Source organism: Acinetobacter sp. HZNU-JH01 (assembly GCF_037996845.1).
Lineage (GTDB): Bacteria > Pseudomonadota > Gammaproteobacteria > Pseudomonadales > Moraxellaceae > Acinetobacter > Acinetobacter haemolyticus.
Genome location: NZ_JBBMZX010000001.1, coordinates 2,289,247 through 2,312,548, shown reverse-complemented (window position 1 = coordinate 2,312,548; position 23,302 = coordinate 2,289,247). Strand labels below are relative to the sequence as shown.

Genomic DNA, 23,302 nt, shown 5'->3' with positions numbered 1-23,302 from the left:
GTTAGGCAACATGAAATATAAATTTATTTTAAATACGATTGAATAATGGATTGCTTACTCGTTATATATACACTTCAAAATCCAATATTCAAGGGACAAACTTAGGTATTACTTTATGAAAATTGAAAAAGCGCCTGACTTTATTGACCCAAATTTAAATTTGGAACAAATTCGCCAAGAATGCTTAGAACGTACCAAAAAAACTGCTTATTACTCAGCAGGAGCAGCGATTGTTCCGATTCCTTTCTTTGATGTGGTGGTCGATCTCAGTATGCTCACTCACATTATTCCAGAGATTAATGCCCGTTTTGGTCTTGCACCCGAACACATCAGTGTATATGACCCTGAAACTAAAAAAATTCATTGGAATGAACTTCGTAAGCGTGGATTTGAGTTTTCAGGCTTATTGGTCGCGCGTACTGCTATGAAAAAATCCTTTAACGGCTTTTTTGCAAAAATCGCAACCAAGCAAGTCACCAAATTTATTCCTTTAGGCGGGCAAATCGTTGCTGCAAGTTTAGGTTATTTTATGATGAAAAAAATTACCGAATTACACATCCAAGACTGTTATAACCTTGCGAAAAGAATCCAACAGAAAAGTCTTGCACCGAACTAACTTTGCTTCGACCTAATAAAAATATTCATCAAAGCCGTCCTTTGAAACGATAGATTCAAAGGACGGCGATCACATACACAAAAACTACAGAAACGTTAATATTCACTTAATTTTTTAAGTTTAGATCAAGATTATATTTTTATTCTCCATCCCACGATGACAAATAAATGATGGAGAGTCGTTGTGCAACACGGACAAACAACGTCAAAAATACGTGCCATTTTTAATGTCACAAGTGGGAACTTCCTCGAACAATATGATTTCTTTCTATTTGGGCTGTACGCAAAAGCCATAGGAGAAACCTTTTTCCACGCTGATAGTAGCTATGCCGCACTGATGAAAACTTTTTTGATCTTTGCGGTGAGTTTTTTAATGCGTCCAATTGGTGCTTTGGTCCTTGGTCCATACGTTGATCGCATCGGAAGACGCAAAGGCTTAATGGTCACCTTAAGTATTATGGCAGCCGGTTCATTATTGATCGCACTGACGCCTGGTTATGCCAGCATTGGGTTTGCAGCCACCGTTCTTATTTTCATCGGTCGACTCGCTCAAGGATTTTCAGCAGGCGTAGAACTTGGCGGTGTTTCAGTATATTTATCAGAAATCGCAGCACCTCATAATCGTGGTTTTATTACCAGTTGGCAATCCGCTAGCCAACAAGTCGCTGTCATTTTTGCCGCCACGTTGGGCTATATTGTCAGTCTCATTTTCACCAAGGCGCAAGTCGATGCGTGGGCGTGGCGTATTCCGTTCTTCGTCGGTTGCGCAATTATTCCTTTCATTTTTTGGTTACGAAAATCATTGCAAGAAACCGAAGCATTTAGTGCTCGTAAGGAACATCCAACCACGCGACAAATCATGCGCACGCTGGCAGCAAACTGGAAAATTGTGTTGCTTGGAATGTGCATGGTTGCAACCACCACCACCATGTTTTATTTCATTACTGTTTACACACCGACCTATGGTAAAGAAGTCCTCAACCTCAGCAGCACTGAAAGTTTAATTGCAACCGTCATGGTTGGCGCAAGTAACTTCTTGCTCCTCCCTATTGGTGGTCATCTTTCTGATAAATTTGGTCGAAAACCATTACTGATTATCACCTCGGTACTGATTTTTCTGAGTGCCTATCCTTTACTGAACTGGTTAGCCCATGACATCAGTTTGGCTCATATGCTGCTCGCATTGCTGTGGTTATCACTACTTTATAGTTTTTATAATGGCGCACTGGTGGTTTCTCTCACCGAAATCATGCCAAGCTCAGTTCGAATCGCAGGTTTCTCGGTTGCTTATAGTTTAGCGACCTCGGTATTTGGTGGGCTAACGCCAATGATTGCGACCTATCTGGTACAAAGTTCTGGTAGCAAAAGTATGCCAGCCTTTTGGTTAATGCTTGCTGCAATCATTAGCTTGATTGCCACCTTAATCATTTTCCGCCAACAGCAAATGATTCGTGGCAACGTCTCAACCCATCAACATTCAATTGATCAACACGCTGCACTTATTTCTGATAAATAAAAGCGTATGCACCTTTTACAGCTGAACGCTTAATCAACGTTCAGCTGTTTTAATATCGCTTTCAAAACCTCAATTCTTGCAGTGTATTTATCATCTGTCGCAATCACATGCCAAGGTGCATTTGCAGTATCCGTTCGTTCAAACATATCTGCGGCGGCTTCTAAATATTGATCCCATTTATCTCGGTTACGCCAATCTTCTTCCGTAATTTTAAAGCGCTTATGCAAGGTCTGTTCGCGTTCTTTAAAACGACGCGCTTGCTCATCCTTACTGATTGCTAACCAGATTTTGACAATCACCGTCTGACAATCCGTTAGATTCTGTTCAAACCGATTGATTTCATCATAGGCACGTTGCCACGCCACTGTGGATGCAAAACCTTCAATTCGCTCCACCAAGACACGCCCATACCAAGTTCGGTCAAAAATGGTGATTTTGCCACTATCATTCAATCTATTCCAAAACCGCCATAAATATGGACGACGTAACTCATAACGCTCTGGTGCTGCAATGGTATGAATTTCATATTCGCGTGGATCAAGTTTCTTGACGATACGTTTGATAGCCCCACCCTTACCTGCAGCATCCATGCCTTCAAAGGCAATAATGACATTCCGCTTATCACAACGCATCGCTTCAGCGACTTTACGGGTGAGTTCATTTAACTGATCTTTATATTGCTCTTTTTCCAATATGTTCTGATCTGGTACTAATAATTCTTTAGGAATACTGGCCTGTTGCCATGTCTGCTCGACTTGTGTTGGATGCTCTGGTAAAGCCTGTAAGGTTTGTAATATATATTGAGCAAAGTATTGATCACGGCGCTTTTCATCCTCACCATCGATGATGAACCAATCATCCGTAAATCTCTGACTGTAACTTTGCAGAGTATCGTATTGTTTTTTATTACGCCAATCTAATCCATGCAATTTATGCCAATGCTGTTCAGATGGATCAACCTGATCTAAACGCTTTTGTAAGGATTTCCATGAGAGATCAAACCAAACTTTGATCACATGGACATGATTTTGTCGCAAATCATTTTCAAAATCACGCATCTTCTGAACATATTGATCAAAGGTACTGTCTTTGAATGCTTTGGGATCCTGCATCGCGGTTGCAAGTAAATCGCTATACCAATTGCCAAACATCACCACAATTTGTCCTTCTGCGGGGATGAATCGAGTATAAGACTGCCAAAATGCCTGATCGTTTGATAAGCGCTGAGGAGCATCCGCTTTTACTCGCAAATAACGAGGGTCCAGCCATTCTCGCAATTGTTTAACGGCTTCACCTTTTCCGGCCAACTCAATCCCACTCACCAAGACCAAAACACTTTTTGCATTTTTCTGGTCCCGACTCTCTCTTAAAGCATATTGTGCTTCGATCAAATCTAAAGACAGCTCATCTTCATCTCGCAATTCAAATACAGGGGTTTGCGCATTCATTTTTCACCCTAAGTGCATGATTTAATAACATCGAGTATAGTCATAACTGCTTTGGTGTTTAGAAACACAAATGTACAATTTCTGTAGATATTGTCAGTGTATAGCCACAGTGACCAATTGTTAAACATTTAACGTTTATGCTGTCATAGTTCTTGGGTATGATGCAGCCTATGATTTCATGGTTTTATTTTCATAGAGTTCAAATATGTCAAAACTCGCTGCATTTGATGATCTTTTATTAAAATATCAAAATTTAAATTACCACCAAGATCCAGCGATTGCACAACGTCTGCATGAAGTTCAAGCATGGATGAAGACTCGTATCGCGGCTACACACCAAGCGTTTTTTGCCCTACCTGAGAATCAACTGATGGCTCAGTATTTTTTAAATCGTTTATATGGCGGGCCTGATTTTGATGCCATGGCTCAGCAAATCGAACGTCTCTTGAAATATGCGCATAAAGCAGAAAGCCTGCTCCCTGAAAATGCAATCAAAACAGGAACCAAATCGGTCAGTCTTGCAGTCCTCGCAACACAATTGGATGAACAAGTCGCGATTCAGCTCTTACAAGATTACCCTTTGGACACACCGCTCACAGATGAAATCATGCGTCAAACCTTAATCAAATTGGATCAAGGTGAAGCTCGATATGAACAATTACAGTTACTGGATGAGCTAGGCCTAACATTAGACAAATATATGCGCTCGACCATGATGTATGCTGCGTTTAAAATGTGTAAAGGGATCGCCAATAAATATCAATTTGAACGCATGTATGCCTTTATTCAAGAAGGTTTTGCAGCGATGAAACCGATGAAGTCAGCAGCCAGCTTTATCCAAACCTTTACAGAAAAAGAACGTGAAATTATTGATAAAGTCCATGCTGGACATCCAAACCCGTTCCAAGCTTAAAGTGATGCATTGCTCCCTCTCAATGTAGAGGGAGATTTATCACTCGCCAATTCAATTTAAAAAAACTTTTGGGAAAATGAGTTTCTGTATATTATTCATAACAATTACGCAGCAAAGCCTGTAAAAAAATACAAAATCTGTCATTATGCATGCTGATTCGTGCCGCTAGAACGAAAGTTTAGGAGAAAACAATGTCTAACGAAAACCAACAGCCTACCCCAGAAGTTGAGCAAAAACCAAGTTCAGACAAAGTCAGTCCATTCCTAAGCTCGCCACTGCCTCAAGGCACACCACAAGGTCAGCAACAATCATTACAACAAGGTCTTGCTTCGACACCTACAGGTTCAGTACCGAAATACAACTTGCCGCGTGGTGCCAATACAGGCAATGTCGGTGAAACCACACACTTTGGTTACCAAACCGTAAGCAGTGATGAAAAAGCACAAAAAGTTGCAGAAGTCTTTCATTCCGTGGCGAGCAAATACGACATCATGAATGACCTGATGTCATTTGGTATTCACCGTTTATGGAAACGCTTTGCGATCAATATGTCAGGCGTTCGTCGTGGTCAGCACGTGCTAGATATCGCTGGCGGTACTGGTGACTTAGCCAAAGTGTTTAGCCGTGAAGTGGGTCCTCAAGGACATGTTGTTCTTTCAGATATCAATGAATCAATGCTGAACGTTGGTCGTGATCGTCTAATTGATGCAGGTTGTACCAATGTTGATTTCGTACTGGCCAATGCAGAAACTTTAGAACCATTTGCCGATAATAGTTTTGATTTAGTGACAATCAGTTTTGGTTTACGTAACGTGACGGACAAAGATGCGGCTTTACAAGCGATGTACCGCGTACTTAAGCCAGGTGGTCGTTTATTGGTACTTGAGTTCTCAAAACCTGTTTTTGAACCATTTTCAAAACTCTACGATTTTTACTCATTCACCGCACTTCCAATCATGGGTAAATTAGTGGCAAATGATTCTGAGAGCTATAAATATCTTGCAGAATCAATTCGTATGCATCCAGACCAACGTACCCTCAAAGGCATGATGGAAAATGCAGGCTTCCAAAGCTGTGACTACCACAACTTAACCGGTGGTATTGTTGCAGTTCACCGCGGATTCAAATTGTAAGGCTTAAGATATGTGGTCGATTTTAGCACTCGGTGCAGTCGAGCGTATCATTCATCAAATGATTGACTTGGATGCGATTACTCGCATTCAGCTCAATCAATTACAAGGTCAATTATTACGTGTTGTGATTGATAGCCCACAACTCTCAGTTGATGTATTTTTTGATGAGAATAAAATTCGACTAGAACCGACCGTGACAGGACAAAGTCAAACCCCATCTATTTTTGAGCAACGTCCATACGATGTCCAAAATAAAATTACGGATGCTACAGCCACTCTGCACGTTACAAACGTGGTTGAATTGATCAAGCTCCTGCTCAGTGATATGGATCAGATAGGTAACATTCCGCTGGAAGGTGATTATCACTTATTGCAAGATATTCAACGGATCATGCAACAAGCCGAACCAGATCTGGCAGCACATTTATCCCCTTGGATTGGACCACAACTCGCACATGAGTTAGGGAAAGTTCAGCTTGCGTCTCAACACATAAAACGCTCGTTACAAAGTCATTTATTCTTTGTCGAAGATGCGCTCAAAGAAGATAGTGGTTTATTTGCTCCGCGTTGGCAAATGGATGATCTGAATCGAGAGACTCGTCAGCTCAATCAAGAATTAGATCGTTTAGAAGCAAAATTTCAGCAGTTACAATCTCAGTTTAATCCCACACAAGACTAGGTAAAATTTCATATGATTCCGCATATTACACGGTTACTTGAACTCTGGCGTATTGCAGCACATTACCGCCTTGATACCTTGTTCCCTGCGGAAGAATTACCAGTAAAAGCACGCCATGCATTAAATGTCATCAAAATGCACCCTGCTGCGTGGTCTAGTCGAGAGAAAAAGAATCCACTTAAGCTCAAAGAAGCATTAGAAGATATGGGGCCGTTAGCGATTAAGCTCGGTCAATTACTTTCAACTCGCCGCGATTTAATTCCACCTGAAGTATTATCACAACTGGTGTTATTACAAGACCGCGTAAAACCCTATGACACACAACTGGCTAAGCAGCGTATCCAAGAGTCTCTAAAGGCGGATGTTGACACCTTATTCTTGCGCTTTGATGAGCAACCGCTCGCCGCCGCATCCATCGCCCAAGTGCATACCGCGGCGTTGCATGATGGTCGTGAAGTCGTAGTTAAAGTCACTCGCCCTGATATTCGCAGTCAAATCCTACAAGATTTTGAAATTTTAACATGGCTTGGTGATTGGCTAGAAAATCGTTTAGAAGCTGCTCGTGCCTTACATTTATCTGAAATTATTCAAGATTATCGCCAAATTATCTTAAATGAACTGGATCTAAGCTTAGAAGCAGACAATACCCGTCGTATGCGACACTACTTTACTGGCTCAAGCATGATGTATGTGCCTGAAGTGTACATGGACAGTAAAGATGTAATGGTGGCTGAACGTATCACAGGTGTTCCTATTTCAGATATTGCGACCTTTGATCGTCTTGGCATGGATCGCGCTGATTTGGCAGAAAAAGGCTTGACCATTTTCTTTACGCAAGTATTCCGTGACAACTTTTTCCACGCTGACATGCATCCGGGTAATGTCTTTGTTGAAACCATTAACCCAAGTAATCCGCGTTTTATTGCACTAGATTGTGCCATCATGGGCGAATTATCCAAGTCCGATCAAATGACGGTTGCGCGGATGCTACTTGCCGTCATGAATAGTAATTTCATGCAGTTGATTCAGATCGTGCATCAAGCAGGCTGGATTCCACCGGGCACTGATCAAGATGCATTATCAAGAGAAATGCGTCGTACTGTCGGTCCAATGGTGTCAAAACCAATGGATCAATTGGATTTCGCAGGCATTTTGATTCAGGTGATGGATATTGCACGTCGCTTCCATTTGGAAATTCCACCACAACTGATGTTGTTGTTAAAGACGTTGGTTCATGTTGAAGGCTTAGGCACAGACCTTTACCCTCAGCTTGATATCTGGAAATTGGCAAAACCTATTTTGACAGAGTGGGTCAAAGCCAACATGAACCCAGTGAAAAATGTTAAAGAGATTGGACAACAAATTCCTGATCTATTATTGGGCGCTCAGGATCTACCGAGTCTGCTGATTGATAGTCTCAATGGTTTAAAAAATCAATCTGCATGGCATGACAAACAGCTCAAAGAAATTCAACAAATGCGTTTACAAATGCAACAGCAACAACGTCGCAGCTGGATGTTTGGTAGCACCATGTTGATTATGCTGACGATTGCAATTATAAGCCCTTGGTTTATCTCAATTGTATTGATCGTTTTAAGCAGTCTACTAGCGCTTTGGCGTATGACTAAATAGTAGTTTTGGTATTTCACACTTAAATTATAAAACAATAATGTATAGACCTTTGATGATTTGGCATACAAGTTGCTACTTCATAATTATAAAAAATCAAAGGTGATTTTTTAATTCACGGCCAATGATGCCCGTAGAACTGCTTGTCCATATATATGGATTGAGTTGTGAGGGCGTCATCATGATTTTGTATTGTCTTTTTTTGCACGCCCCGATCACACCGCTCACAAGCAAAAATAAAATATCAATCAGCATAGATCACCAAGCTGATGACCAAGAGATATCAAAATAGGGGTCTAACGATTATGTCACATTTCGTCAAATCAACATGTCTAACGATGTGTATGACTGCTGTCGTCTTATCGCTCAGCGGATGTGGGAAAAAACCAGAAACAGCAAAGGATGCCGTTTCAAACACAGCAACTGGCGCTGAAAAAACCAATCTTAAACTTGGATTTATTAAGCTGACAGATATGGTGCCATTAGCAATTGCCCATGAAAAAGGCTATTTCCAAGATGAAGGATTAAATGTACAGCTTGAAGCACAATCTAACTGGAAAGTCTTGTATGACCGTGTTGCAGGCGGTGAGTTAGATGGCGCACATATGCTCGCGGCGATGCCTCTTGGTGCAATGACAGGCATCACAGGTAATAAAGAAATCATTGCCCCATTTACCCTTTCTTATAATGGCGCAGCAATCACTGTTTCCAACGCTGTTTGGCAACAAATGAAACCACAATTGAGTATGGAGAATGGCAAACCGAAGCACCCTATTAGTGCCGAAGCATTAAAAGTAGCAGCCGACCAATCCAAAGCATCTGGGAAGCCATTTAATTTAGGGATGACCTTTCCTGTAGGTACACATAACTACATGATGCGCTACTGGTTAGCTGCTGGAGGTGTCAATCCTGGTGTTTATGATGCTAACGACACCTCAGGCAATAAAGGTGCAGATGTCATGCTTTCAGTGGTACCACCACCACAAATGGTCGCTACTATGGAGGCGGGTACAACTATGGGCTATTGCGTGGGTGAACCGTGGAACCAGCAAGCTGTATTTAGAAAAATTGGAGTCCCTGTCGCCACCTCTGATCAAATGTGGAAAGATGGTGCAGACAAAGTATTTGGTATGACCAAAGACTTTGCAGAGAAAAACCCAACCACCACAGTTAAAGTTGTCAAAGCATTAATCCGTGCATCGTATTGGTTAGATCAAGACAACAATGCCAATCGTTCCGAAGCCGTCAAAATTATTTCAAGACCCAACTATGTGGGTGCAGATGAGGCAGTGATTGCCAACAGTATGACAGGAACATTTGAATTTGAAGCAGGTGATAAACGCCCTGTACCGAATTTCAATACCTTTTATAAAGGTCAATACGGCATTCCGTATTATTCAGATGCTGTCTGGTGGTTGACCCAAATGCGTCGTTGGGGACATATCCCAGAAACCAAGCCTGACCAATGGTATTTAGACATGGCGAAAAAAGCTTATCAACCAGAAATCTATGCACAAGCAGCAAAAGAGTTAATCGCTGAAGGCAAAATGAAAGCAGAAGACTTCCCTGACTTTAGCACTGCAACCTATATCAAGGCACCAGCAACCAGCGCTTTGGATGGCGTTACCTTTGATGCGAACCAACCCAATGCGTTCTTGGCATCCTTTAAAATTGGCTTGAAATAATTCTCTATGAACATGGGATAAGTGCTACCTCAGCTAAAGGTGCACTTATCCCGCCAAATTTATATTGATGTTATCGGGGGAATTTTCATGAAAAAACTATCAACAAAAGCACGTCATTCTGCATTAAGTATCATCTTACCCTTGATTGCAATTCTGGTCTTTTTAGGGGTTTGGCAAGGTGCATCGCAACAAATACAAACCAATATTGGCAATTTACCAGGTCCAGTTGAAGTCTTTAACGCCTTTAAGGGCTTAATGACGGAGTTCTCGAATCAACGTGAAGCCGCAAAAACCTTTTATGCCAATTTACCAGAAGGATCAACCGCAATCTTTAGCGCGCCACCGACCTTTATTGATCAAATTCTGACGAGCTTAAAGACAGTTCTCACTGCATGTCTCATTTCTTCGATGATTGCGATCCCAGTCGGTTTACTTTGTGGGCTCAGTCCTAATTTTTATCGCGCTTTAAATCCACTGATTCAAATTTTTAAACCCATTAGCCCGCTTGCTTGGCTACCCATCGTGAGCCTATTGGTGGCCTCTTTATATGTCCACCCAATCGAAGGGTTATCAAAATCATTTGTCATTTCTGCCATCACTGTTGCCATGTGCACCATCTGGCCTACCCTCATTAACACTATGGTCGGTGTGGGACAAATTAGCCAAGATTTTATGAATGTCAGTAAAGTGCTGAATTTATCGTGGTATACCCATCTCACCAAAATTGTATTGCCAGCCATTATTCCGATGGTATTTACAGGCTTACGTTTATCCGTCGGTGTCGGTTGGATGGTACTGATTGCAGCGGAAATGCTCGCTCAAAATCCTGGCTTGGGTAAATTTGTTTGGGATGAGTTCCAAAATGGCAGCAGTCTTTCTACCTCACGAATTTTTGTCGCGGTCATTACCATTGGTCTTATTGGCTTCGCCCTCGATCGCATTATGCTCATGCTACAACGCCGTTTTAGCTGGGACAAATCACTTGCCACGCGCTAAGGAGTTCATTCATGAGTACAGCATATCTTTCTTTACAACATCTCGATATGGTGTTCGAAAAAGACAGTGGTGGAACCTTCACCGCTTTACAGGATATTCACCTAGACATTCATCAAGGCGAGTTTGTTTCATTAATTGGACATTCAGGTTGCGGTAAATCAACCGTTTTAAATATCGTTGCGGGATTATACCAAGCCACTCAAGGAGTGGTTCTACTCGATGGTAAAGAAGTCAACTCTCCAAGCAGTGATCGCGCTGTGGTCTTTCAAAATCACTCGTTACTGCCTTGGTTAAGCTGCTATGAAAATATTGAGTTTGCAGTGAATTCGGTATTCAAAACCACGATGACCAAAGCCGAACGCCATGACTGGATCATTCACAATCTTAATCAAGTCAATATGTTGCATGCTAAAGACAAATTACCCAATGAAATTTCAGGTGGCATGAAGCAACGTATCGGGATTGGGCGTGCCCTCGCCATGAAACCCAAGGTTTTATTGCTCGATGAGCCGTTCGGTGCATTGGACTCCCTCACGCGCAGTAACCTACAAGATGCACTCATGCAAATTCAGGCAGAGCTGAATAACACCATGATCATGATTACACATGATGTGGATGAAGCAGTGCTACTATCTGATCGAATTGTGATGATGACCAATGGTCCTGCGGCAACCATCGGTGATATTTTAACAGTTGATCTGCCCCGACCACGTGATCGTCTCGCATTAGCTGAAGATGCGCAATTCAATCATTATCGAGGTGAAGTACTTGCTTTCTTGCATCATAAGCATAAACACGCTGAAGCTTAGTATCTACTGATTTAGATATGCCTGTATGATGCGTCTTTATGAGACGAGCCATGCAGGCTTTTTTGTAATGCGCACTGTATCTATCTATTGCGAGACTTTGACTTCTCTATTAAAACCAGTACTATTCAAATACGGCATCCTAACCGACCATAAGACAAAATTATTATTTAATAACAGAGATAACGACGCAAAAAGTTGATTTAAACATACATGCACACAGCTCATTTTGCCATTATTGGTGCTGGTACTGCGGGACTAGCGACAGCCATTTTACTGGCTCGTGAAGGTCATCGAGTCACTATTTTTGAACAGGTGGATCAACTCTCTCCTGTTGGCGCAGGTTTACTGCTACAACCCGCGGGTTTAGCTGTATTTGAACATCTTGGCATCCTTGATCAAGCTTTAAAGCTCGGTGCAAAAGTCATAGGTTTAGAAGGACAACTTGCCGATAAGCGTCTATTGGTAAATAGTCATTATCATCAAGCCGAAGCTCACCGTTTTGGTCTCGGGATTCATCGTGCCACTTTATGTCATGTCTTAACTGAAAAGTTGACTGAATATTCCAGTCAAGTGACTTGGCGAATGAGCCATTGTATTGAAAAAATCCAAGAGCAACAAAACGAAGTTCGAGTATTGGGTTTATTCAAACAGCACAGTTTTGATGATTGTTTTGACACTGTATTGATTGCCAATGGTGCACGCAGCCAACTTCGCCCCCAAGCATGGGTTAAAATCGATCAGCCTTATCCTTGGGGTGCCGCATGGACAATCGTACCTGAATGTTTAAGCTTAAATCCTGAAATCCTGCATCAGTTTTATGATCGCGCTAAAATTATGATGGGGATTCTTCCTACCGGTGCGATCCCATCAGCACCACAACAACGACTTTCCAGTGTGTTTTGGAGCCTACCGACCTCACAATTGCACTCATTTTTAAATGATGAATCTGCAAAACAACAATGGTTAAAACAAGTCTCAGATCGTTGGCCTGAAGTCGCAGAATGGCTCAAGCAGCTTTTATTAGACCAGCAAAATCAACCGCAATGGCTATCAGCTCAATATCGTGATGTAGTGATGTCACAATTTGGACAAGGTCGAATTGGTGTGATTGGGGATGCAGCCCATGCCATGAGCCCACAACTCGGACAGGGTGCCAATATGGCGCTGTTAGATGCATGGGCTTTTTCGCAATCGCTACAAACTGCCAAGAAAAATCAGCAAATTGAGTGGTCGATATTGTGGCAACACTATCATCTACAACGCAGCTCATCGACCCAGTTCTATCAATTTCTCAGCCGTTTGTTGACACCACTATATCAGTCAGATCACTGGTGGGCGGGTGGTTTACGTGACTTGATTTTCCCGTGGATGTATCAAATCCCCTATTTCCGTAAAGAAATGGCAATCACCATTTCAGGCTTAAAAAAAGGACCTCTTCAACAAATGAGTTATCAGCAAATTGCTGAGTATCAACGCCATGAAAATCGTTTAATTACAAACAATCAATCCTTACCTGAATGTGAATAAAAAATAAAGAGAGTTGAATTAAATATGAAAATTAGCCATTTAGACCACTTGGTTTTGACCGTCGCTAATATTGAAATCACCTGTCAGTTTTATCGATCAACCCTGAATTTTGAAGTCATTACTTTCGGCGAAAACCGTAAAGCACTAAAATTTGGCAATCAAAAAATCAATCTACATCAAGTCGGAAAAACGTTTGAGCCCAAAGCATTTCAACCGACTGCGGGTTCAGCCGATTTATGTTTTATTGCTGAAACACCACTAGAAAAAGTGATTGAACATCTGCAACAGCTAAATATTGAAATCATTGAAGGTCCAATCGAAAGAACAGGTGCGATGGGGAAAATCCTTTCGATTTATATTCGTGATCCAGATCAGAATTTGATTGAAATCTCAAACTATCTTTAACGTGCTATCTTCGACTTTTTACCCTATAAGCATAGCCAACCCTAGCCACAAACGCTACACTAACGGCTTTCCACCAAATGGATTTTTCACTCATGTCAAACTGGTTAGATGAAGTTAAATTTGATTCCAATGGTCTTGTTCCTGCCATTGCACAACATCATCAAACTGGTCGAGTGTTAATGGTTGCGTGGATGAATCGTGAGGCTTTACAACTAACTGCTGAAAAAAATCAGGCAGTGTATTACTCACGCTCACGTCAAAAGCTCTGGCACAAAGGCGAAGAATCAGGGCACTTCCAAACTGTGCATGAAATTCGTTTGGATTGCGATGCGGATGTAATTATTCTGCAAATTGAACAACATGGTGGAATCGCCTGCCACACAGGTCGTGAGTCTTGTTTCTATCGTAAGCTCACGCCACAAGGCTGGGAAGTTGTTGATGCTCAACTGAAAGATCCAACTGCTATTTACGGTGCATCTGCTAAAACAGAAACCTATACGCAGAATCAAAATGAACAAGTCGATGTACTTGCTTATTTGGGTCGTTTGATGCAACAGCGTAAAACAGCCGAAGCAGATAATTCTTATATCGCCAGCCTGTATAAAAAAGGCATCAATAAAATATTAGAAAAAGTCGGTGAAGAAAGCGTCGAAAGCATTATTGCTGCCAAAGACTATGCTATCCAAGCCTCATTGGAAAACAAGCATGACCTGATTTATGAGGTTGCAGACTTATGGTTCCATAGTATTGTTATGCTTGGTTATTTCGACCTTGAACCACAAGAAGTATTGGATGAACTGGCTCGCCGTCAGGGACTATCAGGCCTTGTTGAAAAAGCCAACCGTAGCAAAGAAGCGTAACGAGAACCTGTGTCGACTATCGAGAAACCCAAAGCCACCTATGAGCAAGCGATTGCCATAGACAATGCTCGCCTAGGACAATCCTTTAAAGTGATTGCGTATGCAGGCACAGGTAAAACCACCACCTTACAAATGATCAGTGATGCCATGCCTGAACGGCGTGGTATGTACTTGGCGTTTAATAAAGCCATCGCATCTGAAGCGCAAAGCAAATTTCATGGCAATGTGAATTGCAGAACTTTTCACTCACTTGCTTTTCGTAGCGTACCGCGTGGTGTGACCGACAAATTACGCTTACCACGCCTAAGTCCAAGTTTTATTGCCAAAGAATATCGCCTACAGCCGATTACTCTTCGTCGTCTCATGGGCGGGCGTTATGAAAAATATGTGTTGATGCCAAGTCGTCTTGCGAGTCTCGTCGCGAATGCTGTCAGTTATTTTTGCTCGACCAGTTCACAATACCCAGCACCTCGCCATATCCAAGCACCCAGTTGGTTACACCAAGATGATATCGAAGCATTACAACAGCACCTTTACCCTGCGGTAGAACGTCGTTGGTTAGAATCAATTGATCAGAATCATCAAGCTGGTATTGGACATGATATTTATCTAAAGCTTTGGGCTCTATCAGAACCCAATATCCCTGCGGACTATGTCTTGTTTGATGAAGCTCAAGATGCTGACCCACTGATGCTTGGAATCTTGTTACGCCAGAAAAGTACACAAGTCATTTATGTTGGTGATGCACATCAACAAATCTATGCATGGCGTGGCGCCGTCAATGCAATGCAACAGATGCCATTACATGAAAGTCGTTTGACCACATCATTTCGTTTTGGTGAGGCAATTGCTGATGTAGCAAATTGCCTACTGGGTGCGTTAAACGAAACGGTTCCGCTGCTCGGCAATCCAAACATGAAATCAAGCGTGGTCAATAAACCACATACCAAAATGCGTGATGCGATTTTATGCCGTACCAATGCTAGAGCCATGGAATTATTACTGTCCGGTTTGGTACATGGAGATAAAGTCAGTCTACAAGCCGATCATCAGAAGCTGAGTCGTTTTGTTGATGCTGCCAGTTTGCTTAAACAAGGTAAACGCATCACCGATGTCCCTGAGCTGGCTTGGTTTAACTCTTGGCATGATGTACATGAATACTGCGAAACCAATGATGGCAGTGATATCAAACCGTTGGTTAAACTTGTCGATGATCATGGAACTGAACCGCTCAAAAGAGCTTTGGCAAAAATCACTCCCATTGAACAAGCGGATTATGTCATTTCAACCGCGCATAAAGCGAAAGGATTGGAGTGGAATCGTGTTCATATCGAAGATGATTACCAATTTAAAATAAATGGACTAGAACATAAAATTACAGATGAAGAATTAAGATTACTTTACGTGGCCTGTACTCGTGCTAAAGTAAGTTTAAATATCCATCATCTTTATGACTTAATACAACAATTAAAGCTAAAACAACGCGCTCCCTCAACGCTTCGTCAGTCCGCAGGTTAAAAGCGCACTTGACTCGGGTCTGTTTCGATTACCTGCGCTTCATGCCTTGTTTATGTCGTTTTAGCTGATCAGGCAACGCTGGTTGAAGAAAACCATAAATCCCAAGGTGAGCATATGCAAATCGAATCGGTTCAATTTAAACATGTCGGTATGTTTCGTGATTTAAAAATTGAATTTTTTCCTGCACAACATCCGATCACTTTAATCTTGGGTGATCAAGCCACAGGTAAAACAACAGTTTTAAAAAATATCTATCACGCTCTATCTTGGTTCTCAGCACGCTATAAAGATATTCGGACGGCAGGTGTGGTGATTGCAGACCAAGACATCATGCTGACTCGATTACAAGCTAAAGTCCAAATCCAAGTCCAACTCAGCAGTGAGCTAAACAGCAACTTAACCGAGAGTAGCTCAGCACAAGCGATTAACACTCAGAGCTGTATCTGGAAGCTTTTCAAAACCTATAATAATCAAGGTGTTGGCATTAGCCAAGTAGAAACCCAACAACTCGATCAAATGGTAAGCTTATATCAAAAAACCAATCAACAAGACCCACTTTTTGGTTTACCTTTGATTGCCTATTATCCTGCTGAACGTTTTGTACAAGAGATAAATTTACAAAGTAAAAATGTACCGGGCATCTTACAAAAAATGTCAGCCTATGACTTGACCGCCATCCCCTACACCACCTTTTCACGTTTCTTCGAATGGTTTAGGGAAATTAGTGATGTTGAAAATGCTCACTCAGCTCATATCGTCAGACGTTTAATGGGCAATGATTTTAACCAACAAAATCAATCTGAGATGTTGGAACAATTACAGCAGGAACTGGTGAATCACCCCAAACAACTGTCTGCACCCAACTTATACGCCCTTAAAAAAAGCTTAACCACTGTATTTCCAGAACTGAAAGATATCTACGTTCAATATGTGCCAAAGTTACAACTGATGGTTCGTTATCACGATCAGGTACTACCATTCCAGCAGCTATCAGCATCACAAAAGACATGGATCGCACTCGTCGGGGATATTAGTCGCCGTCTCTGCTTACTGAACCAAAATTGTTTTGAACCCTGCTTAGAGGGTGAAGGCATCTTGTTGATTGATCAAATTGATACGCAACTCGATCAAAATCTATGTGCTGAAATATTGGAGCGCTTGCATCAAGCATTCCCACGTCTGCAAATCATTGCCACAGGCAATCGTGATGAGTTACTTGAACACGCTTTACATTATCAATGCTTACAACTCGATATGAAGGAAATTTTCCCGATCGACTTAGAACAGTCCCAACAGCAATTTTCTGAACTTTATAACGAATTATACCAACCCATAGAGCCAACTGAACCGCCCAATCCGAACTTACTAGAGGCAGCGACACCGCCCAATAAAGTGGATACATTATTTAATCAAATTCAAGAGCTTGACCCACAAGAAAAAAGTGAGTTGCTCAATTTATTAAGAATCGACGACACACCGCAACGAAGCTCTTCTTAATCACCAAAAAATCCAACCGCTCGGCATATTTTTTTACCTATTGATCTGTGTTTTTCGTGTAATAAGCCAATCTTTTTTGTTCATTTTATAGTAAGATAAATTGCTTTTTATTATTAAGTTGCGCAATACAACTTACTGCTCTATTAACTTGATTGGGCTTCAAGATTTAAAGCTTTGGCATTCTCTTTGAACGCCTGTAAGTCTTGAATAAATTTCACCCTTAGGTTTCTGACCTATATCATCGACATGGATACCAGTGTGCTACCGATTATTATCTTATTACCGCTCATACTCGGCACCACCCTAATCCCATACTTGCACCGTATTTCACGTGGCATGGCTGCGATTGGGGCGATTGGCATCAGTCTGAGTTGTTTTATTTTACTGTTAACTCAGGCATCAACAGTTCTTCAAGGCAATGCCTTACTACAAAGCTGGGATTGGCTACCACAGTTAGGTATTAATTTAAGTTTCCGCCTAGATGCCTTAGGTTTATTGTTTGGTCTGCTGATTAGCGGTATCGGCACCCTTATTTTTATATATGCCTATTATTATCTCAGTCCTAAAAACTCCCTGAGTAAACTTTATCAATTATTGATGTTGTTTATGGCAGCGATGTTGGGGATTTCTTTTTCTAACAATCTCATTTTATTGTTGGTTTTTTGGGAACTTACCAGTATTTCGTCCTTCTTGTTGGTGGGTTACTGGAGTCAATACGATGCAGCTCAACGTGGCGCGCGTATGGCACTCACTATTACAGGTATGGGTGGTCTAGCAATGCTGGGTGGTTTTGTTCTATTGGGACAAATCACAGGAACCTACCAAATCGATCAATTGGTATTGATGAAAGATGTGATTCAACAGCATGAACTCTTCGTACCAACTTTATTACTGATTTTACTTGGTGCATTTACCAAAAGCGCACAGTTCCCATTTCACTTTTGGTTACCCAATGCGATGGCTGCACCAACACCTGTTTCGGCCTATCTTCACTCAGCGACGATGGTTAAAGCAGGTATTTTCTTACTCGCTCGTTTAGCACCTATTTTTATTGGTGCAGCGTTGTATCACAATATCGTAACTTTTGTCGGTCTGTTTACCCTCTGTATGGCTGCTGGTTTTGCCATTTTCAAAGAAGATTTAAAAGGTCTCTTGGCATACTCCACCATCAGTCACTTAGGTTTGATCGTGTGCCTACTCGGTATCGGTTCGCCCCTTGCAGTTGCGGCTGCCATTTTCCATATCATCAACCATGCAACCTTTAAGGCAGCATTGTTCATGATTGCGGGTATCATTGACCATGAAACAGGAACACGTGACCTGCGTAAACTTAGTGGAATTTGGCAACTCCTTCCATTTACTGCAACGCTGACCATGATCACAGCTGCATCAATGGCAGGTGTTCCGCTGACCAATGGTTTCCTTTCCAAAGAAATGTTCTTTACGGAGTTATTGGCAAACTTGTCAGGCCCAGTCATGTTGGTTTCAGCTGTGATTGCAACTCTTGCCGGTATTTTTGCGGTGAGTTATTCAATCCGTTTAGTCCATGGTGTGTTTTTCGATGGCGAGATTGGTAAACAAGTTCCGCATAAAGATGCTCACGAGCCTCATATTGGTATGCGTTTACCTGCCATTATTCTTGCTGTGCTTTGTATTTTGGTGGGTATCTTCCCTGCACTGCTGGCAGAAACCTTTGTCAATAGCGTTACACGCGCAAGCTTAGCTCAACCTGAGTTTGCTGGCACACATCTGGCGATTTGGCATGGTGTGAATGCGCCGTTAATTATGAGTTTAATCGCTCTCGTCGGTGGTACGATCTTTTATTTTGCACTCGCGAAAGATGGCCGTATTCGCAAAATTGATTTGGATCCTCATTTGGGTAAATGGCAAGGAAAAGTATTATTTGAACTGTTCCTAAAACATTTATTACTCACAAGCCGTAAAATCAAACAAAAAACTGAGACTGGTTCATTACAGCTCTATCTACTTTTAATCGTACTGTTCAGCATTGTGATGGTCGCAATACCTTTGTTCAATCAAGGTTTAACCACAGGTACGCGTGAGCTTAATCACGCACCTTGGGCAGCGATCGTGCTTTGGTTGATACTGTTCTCTGGCTGTTGGATGATGTTGTGGTTCCATCACGAACGGATCAAAGCCATTCTCATCAGTGGTGCAGTTGGTTTAGTGGTGACAATGGCGTTTATCGGTTTATCTGCGCCAGATCTAGCTTTAACCCAAATCACGGTAGATGTCGTTACTACGATTCTATTGTTAATGAGCTTGTCTTTATTGCCGCAGTTAACACCGTATGAATCTACCCGACCACGTCGTTGGCGAGATGCGAGTCTTGCAATTGCAGGTGGTTTAGGCATTGGTTGGATTACGTGGCTATTGCTTACCCGCGAACATAATTCAATCTCATGGTTCTTCTTACAGCAATCCATCCCACTGGGAGGCGGTTCTAACGTCGTCAACGTGATTCTCGTCGATTTCCGTGGTTTCGATACCTTCGGTGAGATTGCTGTTCTTGGTATTGCTGCGATTGGTGCTTTATGTCTCATGGATGGTATGCGTGCGCATGGTACGACCGTGACTCAAGGTCTTACCTATCGTTTCAACCCATCTCCGCTCATGTTACGTATTGCAGCGTCGTGGATCCTACCACTTGCCTTGGTGATCAGTGTCTACATCTTTCTGCGTGGGCATAACTACCCAGGAGGCGGATTCATTGCAGGTCTAGTCACCTCAATGGCAATCATTATTCAGTATATTGCGTTGGGGCAGGATCAAACAGAACGCATGCTTAAAGCCAAATCTGGGCGTTTGTACGAAATTTGGATTGGCTCAGGCTTAATGATTGCTGGCTTGACAGGTGTTGGTGCATGGTTCTGGGCACGCCCATTCCTCACCAGCGCGCATATCTACGTAGAGCCACCATTGATTGGAAAAATGCATTTAGCTTCTGCATTGCCATTTGACTTAGGGGTTTATATCACCGTAGTCGGTGCCACCATGCTGTTGATTTCGGTCCTAGGTGACTCGCGTCACTCTGGTATGTCTGGACCAATCCCAAGTGGAGACAAATAATATGCTTAGTATTGAATTTTTACTCGCTTCTGGAATTGGTTTACTGATTGCGACCGGAATTTATCTGATTCTGCGTGCTAGAACATTCCCTGTGGTTCTCGGGCTGGTCATGATTGGCTATGCCGTTAACTTATTTTTATTTGCAATGGGACGAACCCAAGTCAATGCACCTGCAGTGCTAACTGAAACGGCAAGAGTTTCTGACCCTTTACCACAAGCACTCGTACTCACTGCCATTGTGATCGGCTTTGCGACAACAGCATTTATCGTGCAACTTGCTTTACGCAGTCGCTATGAGTCGGGGTCAGACCATGTTGACTCCAAAGAAGAAGCAACCTTGACTTATGAACCACGTGAGGATGAGCCATAATGTTTGATTTCTACCACTTCTGGCAGACTCATACTCCAATTCTTAGTATCTTAATTCCTGCTTTTACGAGCTTTTTGTTATTAATATTGGGCAATCCTGGTTCAGGGTCTTTAAAACAAGATTGGCGACAACCTTGGCGACGTGGCATCAGTCTGGTTTCTGTTATTTTAGGATTGATCACAGCACTAAGTTATTTAGTGATTGCCAATACTGGACAAATCACCGTTTACCAGATGGGTGAATGGTCGGCACCATTTGGTATCGTATTGGTCCTTGATCGCTTATCCGCATTTATGTTGGCGTTGACCTATGCACTTGCTGTACCTGTGCTGTGGTATGCCAGCGCAAATTGGGATACACGTGGTCGTTATTTCCATGCCATGTTCCATTTCTTGCTTATGGGGATTTCAGGCGCCTTCTTAACAGGTGACTTGTTTAACCTGTTTGTCTTCTTCGAAATTTTATTGATGGCGTCGTATGTACTCCTGTTGCATGGTCAAGGTCGTCAACGTTTCCAGCTCGGTGTTCATTACGTCACAATCAACTTACTCGCCTCTGCCCTTTTCCTTGTTGGTTTAGGAATGATTTATGGCAGCGTAGGAAGTTTGAATATGGCGGATGTTGGTCGCCTGATGTCAACTTTAGATAGTGATCAACATAAACTAGCAATTGCTGGTGGCTTAATCTTGTTTGTGGTGTTTGGAATTAAGGCCGCAATGCTTCCTGTTGGATTTTGGCTACCAAAAACTTATGCTGTTGCCAGCACGCCTGTTGCAGCGATCTTTACCATCATGACCAAAGTCGGAATTTATGCCATTTTACGTGTAAATGGCACGGTCTTTGATGATGCCATGGCACAAAGTATTTTTAAGAACTGTTTAATGGTAATTGGTCTAATTACTTCGATTTATGGGGTAATTGGTGCGCTCGGCGCGGATCGTTTACGCCGCTTTGTTGGCTTTATGGTCCTGTCGTCAATTGGTACACTCTTGATTGCAATTGCGATGTTTAATACGCAAGCATGGTCAGCCGCATTGTACTATGTTGTTCACAGTACGTTAATTGCTGCTGCATTCTACCTGTTTTGTGGTTGGATCACTTCTCAACGAGGAGCATTCAAAGATCACTTAAAAGTCTCGCCAAAGATGAAACAGGAAAAAGCGGCTGCATTTACCTACTTTACGATTGCGCTAATGATGGCAGGTCTACCACCATTTAGTGGTTTCTTAGGCAAAGTTTTTATATTGCAAGCAACAGCAGAAAGTCCTTATCAAGCGTGGATTATTGCCATCGTATTGATCGTGAGCTTACTGAGTATTATTGCCTTTACCCGTGTCGGTTTCATTCTTTTCTGGCGTGCGAGTGCACCTGAACAGAACCCGAAAGAGCCTGCACATGCTGAATATTTGGCACTACCAGAGGTTGCACCAAACCGCAATGATAAAGCCATTTATCTATTACTCGCTGGTTTGATGGCATATGTGGTATTTGCCTCACCAATTCAGCAATATGCCGTTGCGACAGCACAGCAAATTCAAGACCACGCACTTTATAATGAAGCCATCTTGAAAAAGGATTCTCAAGGACGCGCGATCAGCGTACAACCTTTTGATCCAAGCTATATTCCTGAAACAAAATATGGCGGTGAAGTTGAAGATCACAATGCGATACTCATCCCTGATGTGATTTCAAAAGCCAGCTTACAAGGCGAACATATTTCTGAGTATAAGCAACGTCAAATTGCTGAACAGATTTTAGAAGCTCCTACGATTCCAAATGAAGCCCAGCTCAAGCCAATGGAGGAACACTAATGCAAAAACTTAATTTGCTTCATCGTTGTTTTCCACATCCATTTGTCTCGTGCTTGGTTTTTGTCAGTTGGTTAATGTTGGCAAATAGCGTGCATATATCGAGTCTTACATTTGCCTTCATATTAGCCGTAATCATTCCAGTGTTGGTGCGACCTTTTATCGCCTACACCCCGCGTATTCAGTTTGGGGCAGCAATCAAACTGTTCTTTGTGGTGCTATGGGATATTGTGATTTCAAATTTCCGTGTCGCAAGAATGGTGTTGGGTCCAATGAAAAAATTGCAACCCAAATGGTATCGTGTTCCTTTAGACACTGAACATGAACAAGTCAACACTTTACTCGCGATGATTATCACCACGACACCAGGTACGGTTTCTGCAGGAATCGATCAAGAACGTGGTGATATTCTTGTTCACGCACTTAACTGTGAGGATACAGAGGTTGATGTTCAAGAAATTAAAAAGCGTTATGAAATGCCTTTAATTGAAATCTTCAGCGCGAAGATACCAGAGGGAGCGAGCAAATGACTATTTTACCGTATGCACTGGGCATTGGTTTGATTACAATCACCATTTCCATGTTCATGTGTTTGATCCGTCTAATTGCAGGCCCGTCTGTGATTGATCGTTTGCTTGCACTGGACACATTATTCCTCAATGCGACATGTCTTATTGTACTATTAGGAATTTACTGGGCCAGTACCAATTTCTTTGAAGGTGCTCTTTTAGTTGCAATGCTTGGTTTTGTTTCTACCGCTGCACTTGCTCGTTATTTCACAACTGGGCATGTGATTGATTAAGG

Annotated in this window: 20 protein-coding genes; 19 read left to right on the top strand and 1 reads right to left on the bottom strand. The window is 42.1% G+C overall.

Translation table 11 applies throughout. The features are described 5' to 3' along the window. Positions 1–115: 115 nt before the first annotated feature. Both AAC851_RS11005 and AAC851_RS11000 read left to right on the top strand, forming a co-directional pair. The gene (locus AAC851_RS11005; RefSeq protein ID WP_004637719.1) at positions 116–616 is read left to right on the top strand and encodes a hypothetical protein; all 501 of its coding nucleotides are present in this window, start codon (positions 116–118) and stop codon (positions 614–616) included. 183 nt (positions 617–799) lie between these two features. Then, positions 800–2,131, top strand: a complete 1,332-nt coding sequence (locus AAC851_RS11000; protein ID WP_125501144.1) for an MFS transporter — start codon at positions 800–802, stop codon at positions 2,129–2,131. Positions 2,132–2,160: 29 nt separating this feature from the next. Here AAC851_RS11000 and pap read toward each other — a convergent pair whose 3' ends face one another. Beyond that, positions 2,161–3,579 (bottom strand): polyphosphate:AMP phosphotransferase, encoded by a 1,419-nt coding sequence (gene pap, locus AAC851_RS10995; RefSeq protein WP_125501145.1) that lies wholly within the window; start codon positions 3,577–3,579, stop codon positions 2,161–2,163. 205 nt (positions 3,580–3,784) lie between these two features. Between pap and AAC851_RS10990 the strand changes: the two genes are divergently transcribed. The 17 genes from AAC851_RS10990 to AAC851_RS10910 all read left to right on the top strand — a co-directional run bounded on the left by AAC851_RS10990 (position 3,785) and on the right by AAC851_RS10910 (position 23,300). Next, positions 3,785–4,492 carry an FFLEELY motif protein gene (locus AAC851_RS10990; RefSeq protein ID WP_005083809.1) on the top strand — a complete coding sequence of 236 codons (708 nt, stop codon included), beginning with the start codon at positions 3,785–3,787 and terminating at the stop codon, positions 4,490–4,492. A gap of 191 nt (positions 4,493–4,683) precedes the next feature. Beyond that, a complete protein-coding gene (ubiE, locus tag AAC851_RS10985) occupies positions 4,684–5,625 on the top strand; it encodes a bifunctional demethylmenaquinone methyltransferase/2-methoxy-6-polyprenyl-1,4-benzoquinol methylase UbiE (RefSeq protein WP_005083811.1) in 942 nt (313 codons plus the stop codon). Between the two features lie 10 nt (positions 5,626–5,635). Beyond that, positions 5,636–6,304 (top strand): ubiquinone biosynthesis accessory factor UbiJ, encoded by a 669-nt coding sequence (locus AAC851_RS10980; RefSeq protein WP_125501146.1) that lies wholly within the window; start codon positions 5,636–5,638, stop codon positions 6,302–6,304. A gap of 12 nt (positions 6,305–6,316) precedes the next feature. Then, positions 6,317–7,936 carry an ABC1 kinase family protein gene (locus AAC851_RS10975; protein ID WP_004637712.1) on the top strand — a complete coding sequence of 540 codons (1,620 nt, stop codon included), beginning with the start codon at positions 6,317–6,319 and terminating at the stop codon, positions 7,934–7,936. Positions 7,937–8,238: 302 nt separating this feature from the next. Further along, on the top strand, positions 8,239–9,618 hold the full coding sequence (locus tag AAC851_RS10970; RefSeq protein WP_340600862.1) for a CmpA/NrtA family ABC transporter substrate-binding protein: 1,380 nt from the start codon (positions 8,239–8,241) through the stop codon (positions 9,616–9,618). An 87-nt stretch (positions 9,619–9,705) separates the two neighbouring features. Next, on the top strand, positions 9,706–10,614 hold the full coding sequence (locus AAC851_RS10965) for an ABC transporter permease (RefSeq protein WP_125501148.1): 909 nt from the start codon (positions 9,706–9,708) through the stop codon (positions 10,612–10,614). Between the two features lie 11 nt (positions 10,615–10,625). Further along, complete coding sequence (locus AAC851_RS10960) at positions 10,626–11,423, top strand: ABC transporter ATP-binding protein (RefSeq protein WP_125501149.1); 798 nt, start codon at positions 10,626–10,628, stop codon at positions 11,421–11,423. Positions 11,424–11,633: 210 nt separating this feature from the next. Further along, entirely contained in the window at positions 11,634–12,950 is a 1,317-nt protein-coding gene (locus AAC851_RS10955; protein ID WP_125501150.1) for an FAD-dependent oxidoreductase, read from the top strand. Between the two features lie 24 nt (positions 12,951–12,974). After that, positions 12,975–13,355, top strand: coding sequence for a VOC family protein (locus AAC851_RS10950; RefSeq protein WP_125501151.1), 381 nt, complete (start codon positions 12,975–12,977; stop codon positions 13,353–13,355). A gap of 92 nt (positions 13,356–13,447) precedes the next feature. Further along, entirely contained in the window at positions 13,448–14,215 is a 768-nt protein-coding gene (hisIE, locus tag AAC851_RS10945; RefSeq protein ID WP_125501152.1) for a bifunctional phosphoribosyl-AMP cyclohydrolase/phosphoribosyl-ATP diphosphatase HisIE, read from the top strand. Between the two features lie 9 nt (positions 14,216–14,224). Beyond that, on the top strand, positions 14,225–15,733 hold the full coding sequence (locus AAC851_RS10940; protein WP_005083827.1) for a UvrD-helicase domain-containing protein: 1,509 nt from the start codon (positions 14,225–14,227) through the stop codon (positions 15,731–15,733). Positions 15,734–15,847: 114 nt separating this feature from the next. Further along, the gene (locus AAC851_RS10935) at positions 15,848–17,230 is read left to right on the top strand and encodes an AAA family ATPase (RefSeq protein ID WP_100834111.1); all 1,383 of its coding nucleotides are present in this window, start codon (positions 15,848–15,850) and stop codon (positions 17,228–17,230) included. Positions 17,231–17,476: 246 nt separating this feature from the next. Continuing rightward, the gene (locus AAC851_RS10930; protein WP_005083831.1) at positions 17,477–20,320 is read left to right on the top strand and encodes a monovalent cation/H+ antiporter subunit A; all 2,844 of its coding nucleotides are present in this window, start codon (positions 17,477–17,479) and stop codon (positions 20,318–20,320) included. A 1-nt stretch (position 20,321) separates the two neighbouring features. Then, positions 20,322–20,690 carry a Na+/H+ antiporter subunit C gene (locus AAC851_RS10925; protein WP_005083834.1) on the top strand — a complete coding sequence of 123 codons (369 nt, stop codon included), beginning with the start codon at positions 20,322–20,324 and terminating at the stop codon, positions 20,688–20,690. Beyond that, positions 20,690–22,501 carry a monovalent cation/H+ antiporter subunit D gene (locus AAC851_RS10920; protein ID WP_005088013.1) on the top strand — a complete coding sequence of 604 codons (1,812 nt, stop codon included), beginning with the start codon at positions 20,690–20,692 and terminating at the stop codon, positions 22,499–22,501. Before AAC851_RS10925 ends, AAC851_RS10920 begins: the two co-directional genes overlap by 1 nt. Continuing rightward, positions 22,501–23,028 (top strand): Na+/H+ antiporter subunit E, encoded by a 528-nt coding sequence (locus tag AAC851_RS10915; protein WP_004637698.1) that lies wholly within the window; start codon positions 22,501–22,503, stop codon positions 23,026–23,028. The genes AAC851_RS10920 and AAC851_RS10915 overlap by 1 nt, the downstream gene beginning before the upstream one ends. After that, entirely contained in the window at positions 23,025–23,300 is a 276-nt protein-coding gene (locus AAC851_RS10910) for a monovalent cation/H+ antiporter subunit F (protein ID WP_004637697.1), read from the top strand. The genes AAC851_RS10915 and AAC851_RS10910 overlap by 4 nt, the downstream gene beginning before the upstream one ends. Positions 23,301–23,302: the final 2 nt, after the last annotated feature.